Below are 14,849 nucleotides of genomic sequence, written 5' to 3'. Positions count from 1 at the left end.
TGCCAGAGATGGCCGGTGATGAGCCATCCCTGCTTGTCATGATTTCCGCCCATGTCTGGCGAGAAACGGGAATCGAGGGGTTTTGCTAACCTCTTATCTATTTATGGCACGTGTTGAACTCTTATTAGTCGTTTTGAAGTGAAATGTCTTCAATGTCGCTTTTGTTCATCGAGGGTGAGCGGGGTTCCGCCGCCGGGGGTTGTGCTCGACAGGTGGGGGCGGGGTGGAAGTGCCGCCGAGTTAATGATGATAAATCGTGTAATAAAGGACATCGGGGGAAAATGGGCTTATGTGTCTTTTGTGAGACCCGGAGGCTGTTGCCTGGCGTGTGGAGAGCCGAACTATCGTGGAAGGCAGTGGAACGACAGGAGGAGGCGCGGTGAACAGCCCAATCCCCATCTGGCCGGGCGAGATGATCGACCTCGGCGACCAGCGGATCCACGTGCGGTCGACGCCGCGAGGGCCCGCCGAGACCGCCGTCTACGTGCACGGTCTCGCGGGTTCCGCGACCAACTGGACCGATCTGATGGGCGAGCTGTCCGGAGTGGTGTCCGGGCACGCCCTCGACCTGCCCGGCGCCGGATACTCGCCGGAGCCGCCCGGCGGCGACTACTCCGTCGACGCCCACGCCCGGACCGTCACCGCCCTGATCGAGCGGGTCTCCGACACCCCCGTACACCTGTTCGGCAACTCCCTGGGCGGCGCCGTCTCGGTGCGGGTCGCCGCCACCCGCCCCGACCTGGTCCGCTCGCTGACCCTGATCTCGCCGGCCCTGCCCGACCTCCTGCCCCGGTACGGCCCGGCACGGGTGGCGCTGTCCACCGTGCCCCGCATCGGCGAGTGGGCCGCGAGTCGGCTCACCCTCGTGCCCGCCGAGCGCAGGCTCGGCGTCACGCTCGCCCTGTGTTACGCCGACATGGGGCGGATCCACCCGGACCGGCTCAGGGAGGCGGCCGACGAACTGCGCCGCAGGGACGGCCTGCCGTACGCGGTGGAGGCGATGATCAACTCGGCCCGCGGCATCGTCGCCGAGTACTTCAGGCGCGGGGAGACGAACCTGTGGCGGCAGGCGGCCATGGTGACCGCGCCCACGCTGGTCATCCACGGCCGCCACGACCGCCTCGTCAACCCCCGGATGGCCGCCCGCGCCGTCCGGACGTTCCCGCGCGTGCGGCTGATGCTGCTGCCCGACGCCGGGCACGTGGCCCAGATGGAGTTCCCCGAGCGGGTGGCCCGCGAGGCCGGGCTCCTGATCGCCGAGACGGTCCTCGCGCCGGTTGGGGAATGACGGGGGCACCGGGTTAGGTTGTGAGGGGAGCGTGCTGCGCCAGCCGCATCAAGGACCCCTGAAACGGGAGCAGAACTGTGTCGTTGCCACCGCTGGTAGAGCCGGCAGCCGAACTGACCGTCGACGAGGTGCGTCGTTACTCGCGCCACCTGATCATCCCTGACGTCGGCATGGCCGGGCAGAAGCGCCTGAAGAACGCCAAGGTGCTCTGTGTGGGCGCCGGAGGCCTGGGTTCCCCCGCGCTGCTCTATCTCGCCGCCGCGGGAGTGGGCACGCTCGGCGTCATCGACTTCGACGTGGTCGACGAGTCCAACCTCCAGCGGCAGGTCATCCACGGCCAGTCCGACGTCGGACGACCCAAGGCGGAGAGCGCCGCCGACAGCGTCAGGGAGATCAACCCGCTCGTCAACGTGGTCGTCCACAACGAGGCTCTCACCACCGACAACGTGATGGAGATCTTCGCCGCCTACGACCTGATCGTGGACGGCACCGACAACTTCGCCACCCGCTACATGGTCAACGACGCGGCGGTCCTCCTCGGCAAGCCGTACGTCTGGGGCTCGATCTACCGCTTCGACGGCCAGGCCAGCGTCTTCTGGGCCGAGCACGGCCCCTGCTACCGCTGCCTCTACCCCGAGCCCCCGCCGCCCGGCATGGTCCCCTCGTGCGCCGAGGGCGGCGTGCTCGGCGTGCTGTGCGCGTCGATCGGCTCCATCCAGGTCAACGAGGCCATCAAGCTCCTCGCGGGCATCGGCGAGCCGCTGGTCGGCCGTCTGATGATCTACGACGCCCTGGAGATGAACTACCGCTCGGTCAAGGTCCGCAGGGACCCCGAGTGCGTGCTCTGCGGCAAGAACCCGACGGTCACCCAGCTGCTCGACGACTACGAGGCGTTCTGCGGCGCGGTCTCCGAGGAGGCCCAGGAGGCCGCCTCCGGCTCCACGATCACCGCCGCCGAGCTCAAGTCCTGGCAGGACAGGGGCGAGAGCATCTACGTGATCGACGTTCGCGAGCCGAACGAGTACGAGATCGTGTCCATCCCCGGCGCCGTGCTCATCCCCAAGGGCGAGTTCCTCAACGGCTCCGCGCTGGAGAGGCTGCCGCAGGACAAGAAGATCGTCCTGCACTGCAAGTCCGGCGCCCGCTCCGCCGAGGTCCTCGCGGTCGTCAAGAGCGCCGGTTTCTCCGACGCCGTCCACGTGGGCGGCGGCGTGCTCAGCTGGATCAAGACGGTCGACCCGAGCCTGCCCACCTACTAAGGCCCTGTCTGAAGGCTCCGTCCGAAGGCCCCGGGCCCGCACGACCTGAAAGGCCTCGCGTCCCGCGACCCGCGCCCCGTGGAGCACCCGCTCCGCGGGGCGCCCGCCGTTCAGGGTTCCGCCGGGGTTCCGCCGAGGTCACCAAGTCCTCTCCACGCTGACGGATCTGGACGGAACGGCGGATGACACCCGCCACACCGCATTAAGGTCGGGTGCGTGAATGAAGTCCCACGTCAGCGGCGGCGTTCATGGCCGACGCTGGTCGTGGCTTCTGCACTGACGCTGCTCTGCGCGATCGTGGCCGGGGTGGCGAGCAGCGCCGCGGCGACGGAACTCACCCGGGGGCCGACCCAGGCGGAGCTCGACCGGGCCGCCCTCGACGAGGTGGCCAGGCGATGGCAGGCCTGGCCCGCCGGGCGCGTCTTCCCCGAGACCGTCCCCTACGCCGCGGAGCAGGGCGGTGAGGAGAAGGCCCGCCGGGTGGGCATCTCGCCGGAGACCCGCTGTGACGGCGCGGTCGACGCCAGGTTGCGCAAGGCGCTGCGGCGGGCGGGCTGCCTGGGCATTCTGCGGGCCACCTACATCGACGCGCTCCAGGGGATCGTGGTCACCGTCGGCGTCGCGGCCTTCGCGGACGAGTCCGGCGCCACCAGGGCCGAAGCGGCGCTGCCCAGGGGCGGCCGTCCCTCGCCCGGCCTGAGGGCGCTGGCCTTCCGCGGCACCGTGACCGACCGGTTCGTCTCCGCGGGACGCCAGGCGGGCCTCGCCCGGCGGGCGGGCCCGTACGTGGTGATGGCCACGGTCGGCCAGACCGACGGCCGGCCCGCCAGGGCGGTCGGCGAGCAGCGGCCGACCCTGTTCGCGTTCACCGGGGACATCGCCGACCGCATCCTCGCCGATCTGTCCATGCCCGCCCGCCCCGACTGCGTCTCCACGGAGTGGCGATGCTGAACACGCCGAGGCGTCTCCCCGCCACCGCCGGACCGCCCGCGAGGCCGGGGGCGAGGCCGGGGGGCCGGGTGCCGGGGGCACTGGGGGCGCTGGGGGCGCTGTGGAACGTCGCGAGGCGGACGGTGCCGGTGGTGCTGGCGGCGGTGGTGGTGCCGGTGATCCTGGCCCCGGTTCCGGCCGCGCGGGCCGACGACGTCAGGGACAGCCAGCGGGAGGTGCTGCGGACCCTCGACCTGCCCGCCGCCTGGCGGATCTCCGAGGGCGAGGGCGTGACCGTGGCCGTGCTCGACTCCGGCGTGGACCGCGACCACCGTGACCTGGCCGGTTCGGTGACCGAGGGCAAGGACTTCACGGCCGGGGCCAACCCGCCGGGGGTGAGCCCCCTGAGGCTGCACGGCACGTACATGGCGTCGCTGATCGCCGGGCACGGCCACGGGCCGGGCGGGGCCGACGGGGTGATCGGCGTCGCGCCCCGCGCGAGGGTGCTGTCGGTACGGGTCATCCTGGAGGACGAGGAGCCGGGTTTCCGGGAGTTCAACACCGCCGAGCGCTACGAGAACGTGGTGGCCAGGGGCATCAAGCACGCGGTGGACCGCGGCGCCGACGTGATCAACATGTCGATCTCCAAGGAGCTGGCGACCAGGGAGGAGCGGTCGGCGATCCGCTACGCGATCTCCAAGGGGGTCGTGCTCGTCGCGGCGGCGGGCAACGAGGGCGCCGGGAAGCCGGACGCCAGCGGCCATGCCCCCTACTCCTACCCGGCGGCCTTCCCGGGAGTGGTCTCGGTCGCCGCGACGGACCGCGGGCTGCGCCGGGCCTCGTTCTCCAACCGGAACCCCTCGGTCCTGGTGGCCGCGCCGGGGGTGGACATCCTCGGCGCCGGTCCGGGGGACGAGTACTGGGTCGGCCGGGGCACTTCCCAGGCGACCGCCCTGGTGTCGGGGGTTGTCGCCCTCATTAAGGCCAAATATCCAAAAATGTCGCCCGTGCTGGTCGTGCAGGCGATCACCGAGGGAGCCACCCGGCGGCCCACGGGCGGCTACGACACCGGTACGGGCTTCGGCGTCGTCAACGCGACCCGGGCCCTCGCCGCCGCCGCCAGGATCTCCCGGCACACCCTCACCGCCGAGGGGGCCGGGGGACACGACCCCGCCCGCCCGCTGGGCGTGGCGGTCGAGCCGGTGCGGGTCGTCCACCGCGACCGGGACCGGATCACCCTGTACGGCGGCGTGGCCGTGGCCGCCGGGTTCGGCGCGGTCGTCTCCCTGATCGCGCTCGCCGTGTTCGTCGGCCGTACCCGCCCGCCGGAGGCCTTCGACGAACCCGGGCCCGACCGGGTCGCGGCCCCCTGGCCGTGAGCTCCCGGCGGTGCCGGGCGAACTCCCGAGGCCTGGTGCTGCCACGGAGAGTGCCGCGAAAATACCCGCCGCCGATAGGGCGGAGAGGTCCTTCGACGTAGCATCGGAGTATGTCGCAGCAAGGGCGGTCCCAGGAGCCGGAGCGGCCTCTGGGAACCCCCGCCCCCCGCGCCCGCGGCGGCTGGCCGCCGTCAGGCTCCCGGGTGGGCGGCATCGGCGGGTCCGGTGGTGGCCGGATCCGGCGGGCGCCCGCGCCGGGCTCCGCGGCCAGGCGGGCCCGCGTGCGGGCCTGGCCGGCGGCGGGGCGCGACCGCGCGGCGGTCAAGCGGACCGAGCTGGCGACCCTGGAACAGGGCATCCGCTTTCGTACGATCTTCCTGATCCTGATGGGCACGATCCTCGCCATCGCCGCCACCAACGTGCTGACCGGTACGGTCGGCCTGGTGCGCGAGACGAGCTCGCGCCCGCTGACCGCCGCCGAGCAGGCCCGCTACATCCAGGACGACATCGCCAGGCGCTGGCACACCTGGAGCGCCGACCTGGTCTTTCCCGTCGAGCTGCAGTACATCGGCCTCGGCAGGGTCCAGCAGTACGCCCGCAGGGTCGGCCTCGCCCCCGAGGTGGCCTGCGCGGCGGGAACGGACGCGCCGGTGGGCTCGGTGCTCTCGGAGTACGGCTGCCGCACCCTGCTGCGGGCCACCTACGTCGACCAGACGTCCTCCTTCGCCTTCACCGTGGGCATCGCCGTGCTCGCCGACGAGGAGCGGCGGATCGCCGCCTCCGCGCAGCTCGCCGTGGACGATCGGGTGGGGGTGCGCCCCGTGGCCTTCCCCGGCACGGCGACCGAGCTGTTCGGGGCCGCGCAACGCCAGCGCAACGCCTGGGTGGGCGTCGGTCCCTACATCGTCTTCTCCACCGCCGGCTACACCGACGGCCGCACCCGGCAGGCGGTCTCCCCCGAGGAGATCCTGCACAGCGAGCTGTGGCCCGCGGCCCAGGCGGTCGCGGGACGCATCGCCCGCGCCCTCGGCGACGAGCCCAGCGCCGTGCCCCAGTGCACCCAGGGGAACGTGTGCTGAGGCGGCGGTTCTGGGCGGCGGGAGTGCTGGTCGCGTTCTCGGTGGCGGGTCCGGTCCCGGTCGCCGCCCCGGCGACGGCCACCTCGGCGTTGGCCGGGCCCGTGTCGACCGCGCCACCGGAGCCGGCCGCGCCGTCGGAGTCGGCACGACCTGAGTCGTCAGGGCCTGGGTCGGAGTCGGCACCGCCTGAGCCCGCGCCTGCCGAGGGCGCCGCGGACGTGCGCGAGGACCAGCGCTGGGTGCTGGAGATGCTCAACGCCGAGGAGGCCTGGAAGGTCACCAAGGGGTCGGGCGTCATCGTGGCACTGGTCGACAGCGGGGTGGACGACCAGGTCGCCGAGCTGCGAGGGCGGGTGATCTCCGGTCCCGACATGGGGTCGATCAGGTTCGACAGGGACACCCCGGACGCCGGGCGGCACGGCACCGCGATGGCCTCGCTCATCGCCGGGGCGGGCAAGGGGGAGGAGGGCCTTCTCGGCGTCGCGCCCGAGGCCAGGATCCTCTCGCTGCCGCTGATCGTCGAGGAGCGGCCCGAGGACGGGTCCGCCCTGCCCGAGGAGGACCTGCGCTCGCGCAACGACAGCCCTCTGGCCCGCGCGATCCGTTACGCCGCCGACCACGGGGCCAAGGTCGTCAGCATGTCGCTGGGCGCCTACGGGCCGCACCGGAGCGAGCGGGAGGCGGTCTCCTACGCGCTGTCCCGGGGGGTGGTGCTCGTCGCCGCCGTGGGCAACGACGGGGACTCCCAGTACGCCATGGACAACGCCACCTCCTTCTGGAACTTCCCCGCCGGATACTCCGGGGTCATCGGGGTGGGCGCGGTGGACGACCTGGGCAGGCCGGCGACGTTCAGCAGCGACAACCTGTCGGTCCTGGTCTCGGCGCCCGGCGTCGACGTGCCGGTGGTCGTTCCCGGCGGGAAGTACGGATCCTCGGAGGGGACCAGCTCGGCGACCGCGCTGGTCGCCGGGGTCGCCGCCCTCATAAAAGCAAAATACCCGGATATATCGCCGCAAATGGTGTCGCAGGCTCTCACCTCCACGGCGACGGCGGGTCCCGCCACCGGCTACGACGACCACATCGGGTTCGGCGTCGTCGACGCCGCGGCGGCGCTGGCCAAGGCGGGCCGGCTGGTGGCCGGCGCGGCGGAGGTCCCGGTGCCCGACGGCAGGCGCTTCGGTGACGGGACCCTGCCCACCGAACCCAGCAGGCCGGGCCCCGAGCCCGCGCGCCTCTGGCTGTACGGCGTGGGCCTCGCGGGCGGCCTGCTGGCGTTCGCGGGAGCCGTGGCGATGCTCAACCGGCACTCCGGCAGGGACGGGCCGGCGATGGCGGCCTTCGAGCCGGTCCGGCGCGGTAGATCGCGAAGGTAACCGTAATTCGACTGCGATTCGAACGCGTTTTGGACACCGTTCGGATGCGGTAGCCCGGATGTCTGGATTCACCCCCCGGAAAACCGGGAACGTTCGCTAGTCTCGCGCGTTATGGGGTACGAGTTGCGCGTGGAGCGCCCTGCGCCTCTCGCCTTCGCGGAACTCGCGACTGTGCTGGGGCAGGCGGGGTTCGAGTTCAGGGGCTCGCAGGAGTCGGGGGAGATCCTGGCCCGCCACAACGGCGCGGTCCATGCCATCGCGGTATGGGACGGCCGCCTTTCCGGCACTCCCGGATCCGACTGGCAGGTGGCCCAGCTGGCGCGCGTGTCCGCCCTGCTGGGAGCGCGGCTGGTGGGCGAGGACGGCGAGTCCTACGCGATCCGCGGCGGCCTGGTCGAGCAGCTGAACGGCTCGGCGGCCTACGAGTTCGGCAAGCTCGACGAGATCCTCTCCGCCGGACCGACCGTATGGAGCCAGTAGGCCATCCCACCCCGTACGCCGAGCGGGTGCTCGACCTGGTCGAGCGCATCCCGCCCGGAATGGTGATGTCCTACGGCGACATCGCCGAGTATCTCGGCGAGGGGGGCCCGCGCCAGGTCGGCAGGGTGATGTCCACCTGGGGCGGGGGCGTGCCCTGGTGGCGTGTCGTGCACGCCGACGGCACCCCGCCGCCCGGCCACGAGCAGCGGTGCCTGGCGAGCTGGCGCGAGGAGCGGACCCCGCTCAGGGGCGCCCGCGCCGACATGCGGGCGGCCAGGTGGGACGGGAAGCCGTAGATCGAGCGCGCGGCCAGGTGGGGTGGGAACCGTGGACCGCGCGGGCGGGAGGGCGGGGGAAACCCGCTAGATCACAAATGCCTGTAAATCCTGCAAGCCCGTAAATCACGGCGTAACCGGCCCTGCCGTGGCGCACTACCATGGCCTAGGACAGCGCTCTGTCCGAAAGGCGGTGCTTCCCCCATGGCCACCGGTGCCACTCCCGCACGATCCAGTGGCGACCCCGTCGCTGATCGTCTGCGGGCTGTCCAGGATCTCTGCGACCGGGGAGAACCCCTCGACTCGATCATGGCGGCGGTGCTGGCCGACGGGCTGAAACCGGCTGAGCGCCGCCGCTTCGACGCCGACGCGCTGGCCGGTCCCCTGGGGTCCCGGCTGGAGATCGCGGCCAAGCGGGGTGCCGCCAGGCGCCGCGAGTTCGTCACGCTTGTGAAGCCGTACGTGACCGGCGTCGACGCGAAGGTCAAGCGCGACCTGCCGGTCGCCCGCAGGATCGCCTTCCACCTGATCGAGCATCGGGGGATCGACGACCTCGCCGACGGCGACGCGCTGCAGAAGCTCGTGACCGCCGCCGCGGAGCCGTCCAAGCGGGTCCGCAAGAGCCTCCGCTGGTACGCGGACCTGCCGCTCCAGGACGAGCTGCCCGAGGCCCTGTACCGGCTGCGGGCGGCCGACCTCATCCCGATGACCCAGATCGAGGACATCTCCTGGTCGGGCGGGCGGCTGCACATCAGCGGCCACGCCTACCTGGCCGGACTGTCCGTGCGAAGCCGCCGCTTCAACCGGGCGAGCGTGGTGCTGCGCGGCCCGCGCTGGCTGCCGCCGGTGCGGCTCCGCACCCGCAGGGTCTTCCACCCCGAGGCGACCCACGGCGCGGAGGAGGCGGGCTGCAACTACGACTGGTCCGGCTTCACCGCCGAGATGAGCCCGTGGCCGCTGCGCTGGCGTTCGGCCGTACGGGCCGTGGTGCGCGGGGGCAAGCGGCTGCTGCGCCGCCGCGCGACCGTGCAGGACACCACCACCTGGCGTACCGAGATCGTGATCTGGAGCCGGGGCGCCCGCGCCGGCGGCCTCCTGCGCGGCCCCTCCATCGGCCGCACCGAGCGCCCGGCGGGGCTGGACCTCGGCAAGGGCTGGTGGATCCGTCCCGTCTGGACCTCCGACCGCGCCCTCCAGATCGTGCTGCAGCCCACCCGGGCCGAGCTGGCCGGCGTACGGCTGGCCGGCGAGCGCCTGGAGGTCGAGGTCTTCCTGCCGGGCAAGGGCGTGACCAGGGGACAGGCCCGCCTGGACGGCCACCGGATCGCCGCCGACTTCACCCCCGTCGAGGGCGGCACCACCGTCGTCGTGCCGCTCGCGACGGCGTCCCTGCTGCAGGAGCGCGACGGCGGCCGGCTCTGGATCGAGCCCAAGGGCGACCCCGCGGCCTCCGTCATGATCGGGAAGGCTCAGGAGAGCCGTACGGTCGTCGGCGACCGCGAGATCACCGTGCTGCGCGACCGGCGCGACCGCGTGAGCGTCTCCGCCCACCGGATCCGCCCGGTCATCACCGCGGCGACCTGGGACGAGCGGGGCGTGCTCACCCTGGAGGGCTCCTACCCGGGCTCCGGCGAGGCCGCGCTGACCCTCAAGCACCGCAGCGGGCTGATCCAGGCCGTCCCCCTGGAGCGCGAGGACTCCCGCTTCACGGTCCGGCTCGCGCCCGCCGCGATGCCCCGCTTCGGCGACACGGCCCCGCTGAGCAGCGGCACCTGGAGCATGGCGGTCCGCGACGCGGCCGGGCAGGTCGTCCCGTTCCGCGTCGACCACGCCATCCTCGACGGGCTGGACGAGGACACGAAGATCCTCGACGGCCGCGAGTACCGCCTGATCTCCACCCGTTTCGACATCCCGGTGCTGTCCGTCGCCGAGCATCTTCCCGACGACGAGAAGGGCGCCGGCGGCCTGTACGCCCTGCGCCGGCACTTCTACCCCGCCGAGCGGACCCGCGAGCTGAACGACGCGACCGTCTACGCCGCCTACGACGGGCGGCAGTACGAGGGCAGCGTCCGCGCCGTCTACGAGGAGCGCGTGCGGCGCGGTGACGCCGGTGAGCACATCTGGGTGGTCAAGGACGGCGCGTTCGTGCCTCCTGGCCCGCGGGAGCTCGGCTTCGGCACGGGCGCCGGCCCGACCGTGGTGCGCGCGGGCAGCCGCGAGCACTACGCGGCGCTGGCCCGCTCGCGCTACGTGGTGACCAACGGCTTCCTGCCGCCGTGGTTCCGGTCCCGCGAGGACCAGGTCGTCGTGCAGACCTGGCACGGCACCCCGGTCAAGCGCCTGGGCAACGACCTGCCGCACATGTCCCGCGATCCCAAGCCGCCCGCCTGGCACCGGCAGGCCGTCGAGGTGCGCGGCTGGGACCTGCTGGTCTCCCAGAGCCCCTGGGCGACCCGTGTCCTTCGCAAGGCGTTCGGCTACCAGGGCGAGGTCCTGGAGAGCGGCTACCCGCGCAACGACGTGCTCGTCGCCCCCGACCGTGACGAGCTGGCCGCGGCGGTGCGCGCGCGGCTCGGCATCGCCGAGGGCGCCAGGGTGGTTCTCTACGCGCCGACCTACCGCGACTACGACCGCAAGAACGCCTCGATCCGCCTGGACCTGGCCGAGGCGCACCGGGTGCTCGGTCCGGGCCACGAGTTCCTGATCCGGGGTCACTCGATGCAGGCGGCGCCGAACGTGCGCGCCGGCCTCGGGCGCGACGTCACGACATATCCGGATATCACGGATCTGCTGTTGATCGCGGACGTGCTGATCACGGACTACTCGTCGGTCATGTTCGACTTCGCGGCGACCGGCAGGCCGATGCTCTTCTTCACCTACGACCTGCAGCGCTACTCGTCCAAGCGGGGCGTCTACCTCGACCTGGCCGCCGAGGCCCCCGGCCCGCTGCTGTCCACCGGGGCGGAGGTCATCACGGCCCTGCGGTCGATCGACGAGGTGGTCGCCGCCCACGCCGAGAAGTACGACCTCTTCCAGCGCACCTACGCGCCCCGCGACGACGGTAAGGCGACGGCGAGGCTCGTCGACCACGTCTTCCCGACCTGATCGTCCCGCGCCGGTCCGGGTGATCCGACCGGCCTCGGGGGCCGTTTCCCGGAAACGGCCCCCGGAACCGTCTCCGGGCTCGCTCCGCGAGGGCGTTCCCGGCTCGTTCCCGCTCGATCCCGGCTCGATCCCGGTCGTCTCGCGGTCCCTGACCGGTTCCCGGCCCGTTCCCGGATGCCCCGTGATCCCTGACCGGTTTCCGGTGGTTCCGCGAGCGGCCCGCACGACGCCCGTCCCACCCGTGAACCCGCCCTGACCTCCCTCCTCGGGGGTTTCCGCCCAGGTCCGCGCGGTGTTCGGGCCGGCGGATCCTCCGGAAACCGCCCGCCGCCCGCCGTGTTCGGCGGAGAATCCGCCATGCCGTACCCGCCGACTCGGCACGATCATCGTCCGGGATCTGGTGGAATGGCGAGTTGTGAGTGGTCAGGACTGGCGGCTGATACGTCGTGAGGGCGCGGGGAGGGCTGTTGCCCCTGTGCTCGACGAGCACCAGCGGGCGGTGGTGGCCCATGAGAGCGGCCCGCTCCTCGTGCTCGCGGGGCCCGGCACCGGCAAGACCACCACGATCGTCGAGACCGTCGTCGACAGGATCGAGCGCCGGGGCGTCGACCCCGAACGGGTGCTCGTCCTCACCTTCAGCCGCAAGGCCGCCGAGGAGCTGCGCGAGCGCATCACCGCCCGGATGCGCCGCACCACCCGCACCCCCCTCGCCCTCACCTTCCACAGCTACGCCTACGCGCTGCTGCGCCGCGAGGCCGTGCTCGCCGGAGGGCTGCCGCCGCGGCTGCTGACCGGTCCCGAGCAGCTTCTGGAGATCCGCCGTCTGCTCCACGGCGAGCTGGAGGACGGCGCCACGCACTGGCCCGACGACATGCACGAGGCGCTCAAGACGCGTGGCTTCGCCCAGGAGCTCCGCGACTTCCTGGCCCGCGCCGCCGAGCGCGGCCTCGACGGGCCCGAGCTGAGAGAGCTGGGCCGCCGCCACGGCCGCGCCGACTGGGTGGCGGCCGGAGGGTTCGCCGACCGCTACCAGGCCAGGTTCGACCTCGACCTCGAACCGGTCCTCGACTACGCGGAGCTGATCCGCGCGGCGGGGGCCCTGCTCTCCGACCCCGAGGTGCGGACCCGCGAGCGGTCGGCGTACGACGCCGTCTTCGTCGACGAGTACCAGGACACCGACCCGGCGCAGGAGTTCCTGCTCCAGCAGCTGGCCGGGGAGGGCCGCGACCTGATCGCGGTCGGCGACCCCGACCAGTCGATCTACGGTTTCCGCGGCGCCGACGTCCGCGGGATCATGAACTTCCCCGACCGCTTCCGCGCCGCCGACGGCGCGAAGGCCCCCGTCGTCGCGCTGCGCGTCTGCCGCCGCAGCGGCCGGGACCTGCTGCGGGCCACCCGCCGGGTCACCGCCCGCCTGCCCGCCACCCCCGGCGGCGCCGCCCACCGCGACCTGCGAGCCCTGCCGGACGCCGAGCCCGGCGACGTACGGGTGCTGGTGGCCGACGGCGCCACCCAGGAGGCGGCGATCGTGGCCGACACGCTCCGCAGGGCGCACCTGCTGGACGGCGTCCCCTGGTCGCGGATGGCCGTGCTGGTGCGGTCGGCGACGCGCCAGGTGCCGCTGCTGCGCCGCGCCCTGGTCACCGCCGGGGTGCCGGTCGTGGTCGGCGGCGGCGAGGTGCCGCTGTTCCAGGAGCCGGGCGTACGGCCGCTGATCAGGCTCATCCAGGTGGCGCTGCACCCGGAGACCCTCGACGAGGGGGTCGCGGAGGAGCTGCTGACCGGGGCGCTCGGCGGCACCGACATGATCGGGGTGCGCCGGTTGCGCCGCGCCCTGCGGATCGCCGAGCACGAGGCGCTGGCCAACCCCGACGAGCACGACGTGGACGAGATGGTGGAACGCGCCGCCGCCGAGCGCGAGACCCCCGGCCCGCGTTCCTCGGGCGAGCTGATGGTCGCGGCGCTGAAGGACGCGCGGGAGCTGGTGAGGGTGGAGCCGCACGTGGCGCTGCCCGCCGAACGGCTCGCCGGCCTCATCTCCGCCGCCACCGAGGCCGTACGGCAGGGCGGCACCGCCGAGGACGTGCTGTGGGCCGTCTGGCAGGCCACCGGCCTGGCCAGGAAGTGGACCGACATCAGCCTCAGGGGCGGCGTCAGGGGCACCATGGCCGACCGCGACCTCGACGCCGTCGTGGCGCTGTTCGACCACACGGCCAGGTTCGTCGACCGGCTCCCGCACGCCGGGGTGGACGTGTTCGTCGAGGACCTGGTCGCCCAGGAGATCCCCGGCGACTCCCTCGCCGACCGCGCCCCCGACGGGGACACGGTCCGCATCCTCACCGCGCACCGCTCCAAGGGCCTGGAGTGGGACGTGGTGATCGTCGCGGGGGTCCAGGAGGGTGCCTGGCCGGACCTGCGGCTGCGCGGGTCCATCCTGAGCACCGACGACATGGTCGCCAGGGCCGAGGGCTCCGAGCACGAGAACCCGGCGGCCGTCTCCGCCGCCCTCGCCTCGCAGCTGCTGGCCGAGGAGCGCCGCCTGTTCTACGTGGCCGCCACCAGGGCCAGGAAGAGGCTCATCGTCACCGCCGTGGGCGGCGACGACACCGAGGAGCGGCCCTCCCGCTTCCTCACCGAGCTGGTCCCCGGCTCTGCCGAGGACGCGGGCGTCGACGAGCGGTCCCGCTGGCTCAGCATGTCCGCGCTCGTGGCCGACCTGCGCTCGGCGGTCGCCGACTCCACCAGGCCCGAGCCGCTGCGCAGGTCCGCGGCCGAGCACCTGGCCAGGCTCGCGGCCTCCGGGGTGCCCGGCGCCCACCCCAACGAGTGGTACGCCCTCACCCCCATCTCCGACGACCGCCCGCTCAGCTGGCCCGACGACATCGTGCGCGTCTCGCCCTCGGCGGTGGAGAGCTTCAGCAAGTGCGGCCTGCGCTGGCTGCTGGAGACCTCCGTGGGCGCGGGCGGCACCGACGTGGCCCGCGGCCTGGGCACGGTGGTGCACGCGCTCGCCGTCCTCGCCGCGACGGGCATGCCCACCGAGGAGACCCTCGGGAAGCGCCTGGACGACGTCTGGCACGAGCTCGACTTCGGCGGCGTCTGGTACAACCGCAAGCAGCGCAGGGTCGCCGAGGAGATGATCTCCAAGTTCGTTCGCTGGCACGAGGAGAACCCCCGGGAGCTGGTCGGCCTGGAGGAGGCGTTCACGGCCATGGTCTCCGAGGGCGTGCAGATCAAGGGCCGGGTCGACCGGGTCGAGCGCGACGGCGAGGGCCGGGCCGTGATCATCGACATCAAGACGGGAAAGAACGGCCCCAAGGACGCCGATCTCGAACGCCACCCCCAGCTCGGCGTCTACCAGCTCGCCGCGCTGCTGGGCGCCTTCCAGCGGCACGGCATGACCGAGCCCGGCGGCGCGGCCCTGGTCCAGGTGGGCGACGCGGCGGGCAAGAAGGCCGCCAAGGAGCAGATCCAGCCTCCCCTGGCGGACGATCCCGACCCCGGCTGGGCCCGCGACATGGTCGACACCGTCGCCGTCGGCATGTCGGGGCCGTTCTTCCAGGCCAAGGTGAACGACGGCTGCCGCACCTGCGCCGTGCGGTCGAGCTGCCCGGTCAGCAAGAACGGAGATCAGGTGTGCTGAGCCGCACGACCCCGGGGGACGCCCCGTGCTGAACCGCG

10 protein-coding genes are annotated in these 14,849 nt (G+C 72.8%); all 10 read left to right on the top strand.

Annotated features, from left to right (window positions below):
* Positions 1 to 379: 379 nt before the first annotated feature.
* Positions 380 to 1,288, top strand: coding sequence for an alpha/beta fold hydrolase (locus tag ACTOQ3_RS23560; protein ID WP_440085505.1), 909 nt, complete (start codon positions 380 to 382; stop codon positions 1,286 to 1,288).
* Positions 1,289 to 1,365: 77 nt separating this feature from the next.
* On the top strand, positions 1,366 to 2,547 hold the full coding sequence (moeZ, locus tag ACTOQ3_RS23555) for an adenylyltransferase/sulfurtransferase MoeZ (protein WP_440085504.1): 1,182 nt from the start codon (positions 1,366 to 1,368) through the stop codon (positions 2,545 to 2,547).
* 264 nt (positions 2,548 to 2,811) lie between these two features.
* On the top strand, positions 2,812 to 3,498 hold the full coding sequence (locus tag ACTOQ3_RS23550; RefSeq protein ID WP_440085503.1) for a hypothetical protein: 687 nt from the start codon (positions 2,812 to 2,814) through the stop codon (positions 3,496 to 3,498).
* Positions 3,492 to 4,856 carry a S8 family serine peptidase gene (locus ACTOQ3_RS23545; protein WP_440085502.1) on the top strand — a complete coding sequence of 455 codons (1,365 nt, stop codon included), beginning with the start codon at positions 3,492 to 3,494 and terminating at the stop codon, positions 4,854 to 4,856. Before ACTOQ3_RS23550 ends, ACTOQ3_RS23545 begins: the two co-directional genes overlap by 7 nt.
* Positions 4,857 to 4,966: 110 nt before the next feature.
* Positions 4,967 to 5,935, top strand: coding sequence for a hypothetical protein (locus tag ACTOQ3_RS23540; RefSeq protein WP_440085501.1), 969 nt, complete (start codon positions 4,967 to 4,969; stop codon positions 5,933 to 5,935).
* Between the two features lie 218 nt (positions 5,936 to 6,153).
* Positions 6,154 to 7,308, top strand: a complete 1,155-nt coding sequence (locus ACTOQ3_RS23535; protein ID WP_440085500.1) for a S8 family serine peptidase — start codon at positions 6,154 to 6,156, stop codon at positions 7,306 to 7,308.
* A gap of 129 nt (positions 7,309 to 7,437) precedes the next feature.
* Positions 7,438 to 7,788 (top strand): hypothetical protein, encoded by a 351-nt coding sequence (locus ACTOQ3_RS23530; protein WP_350947866.1) that lies wholly within the window; start codon positions 7,438 to 7,440, stop codon positions 7,786 to 7,788.
* Complete coding sequence (locus ACTOQ3_RS23525) at positions 7,776 to 8,084, top strand: MGMT family protein (RefSeq protein WP_440085499.1); 309 nt, start codon at positions 7,776 to 7,778, stop codon at positions 8,082 to 8,084. Before ACTOQ3_RS23530 ends, ACTOQ3_RS23525 begins: the two co-directional genes overlap by 13 nt.
* A 183-nt stretch (positions 8,085 to 8,267) precedes the next feature.
* On the top strand, positions 8,268 to 11,168 hold the full coding sequence (locus ACTOQ3_RS23520) for a CDP-glycerol glycerophosphotransferase family protein (protein ID WP_440085498.1): 2,901 nt from the start codon (positions 8,268 to 8,270) through the stop codon (positions 11,166 to 11,168).
* Between the two features lie 475 nt (positions 11,169 to 11,643).
* Positions 11,644 to 14,811, top strand: a complete 3,168-nt coding sequence (locus tag ACTOQ3_RS23515) for an ATP-dependent helicase (RefSeq protein ID WP_440085497.1) — start codon at positions 11,644 to 11,646, stop codon at positions 14,809 to 14,811.
* Positions 14,812 to 14,849 lie beyond the last annotated feature (38 nt).

The organism is Streptosporangium sp. LJ11, from assembly GCF_051918945.1.
Taxonomy (GTDB): Bacteria; Actinomycetota; Actinomycetes; order Streptosporangiales; family Streptosporangiaceae; genus Streptosporangium.
This window is presented reverse-complemented; position numbering and strand designations above follow the sequence as displayed.

Bases quoted from the DNA above. Each gene is read 5' to 3' on its own strand.
- ACTOQ3_RS23545 (WP_440085502.1), top strand. From the start codon at position 3,492: ATGCTGAACACGCCGAGGCGTCTCCCCGCCACCGCCGGACCGCCCGCG.
- ACTOQ3_RS23540 (WP_440085501.1), top strand. From the start codon at position 4,967: ATGTCGCAGCAAGGGCGGTCCCAGGAGCCGGAGCGGCCTCTGGGAACC.
- ACTOQ3_RS23525 (WP_440085499.1), top strand. From the start codon at position 7,776: ATGGAGCCAGTAGGCCATCCCACCCCGTACGCCGAGCGGGTGCTCGAC.
- ACTOQ3_RS23520 (WP_440085498.1), top strand. From the start codon at position 8,268: ATGGCCACCGGTGCCACTCCCGCACGATCCAGTGGCGACCCCGTCGCT.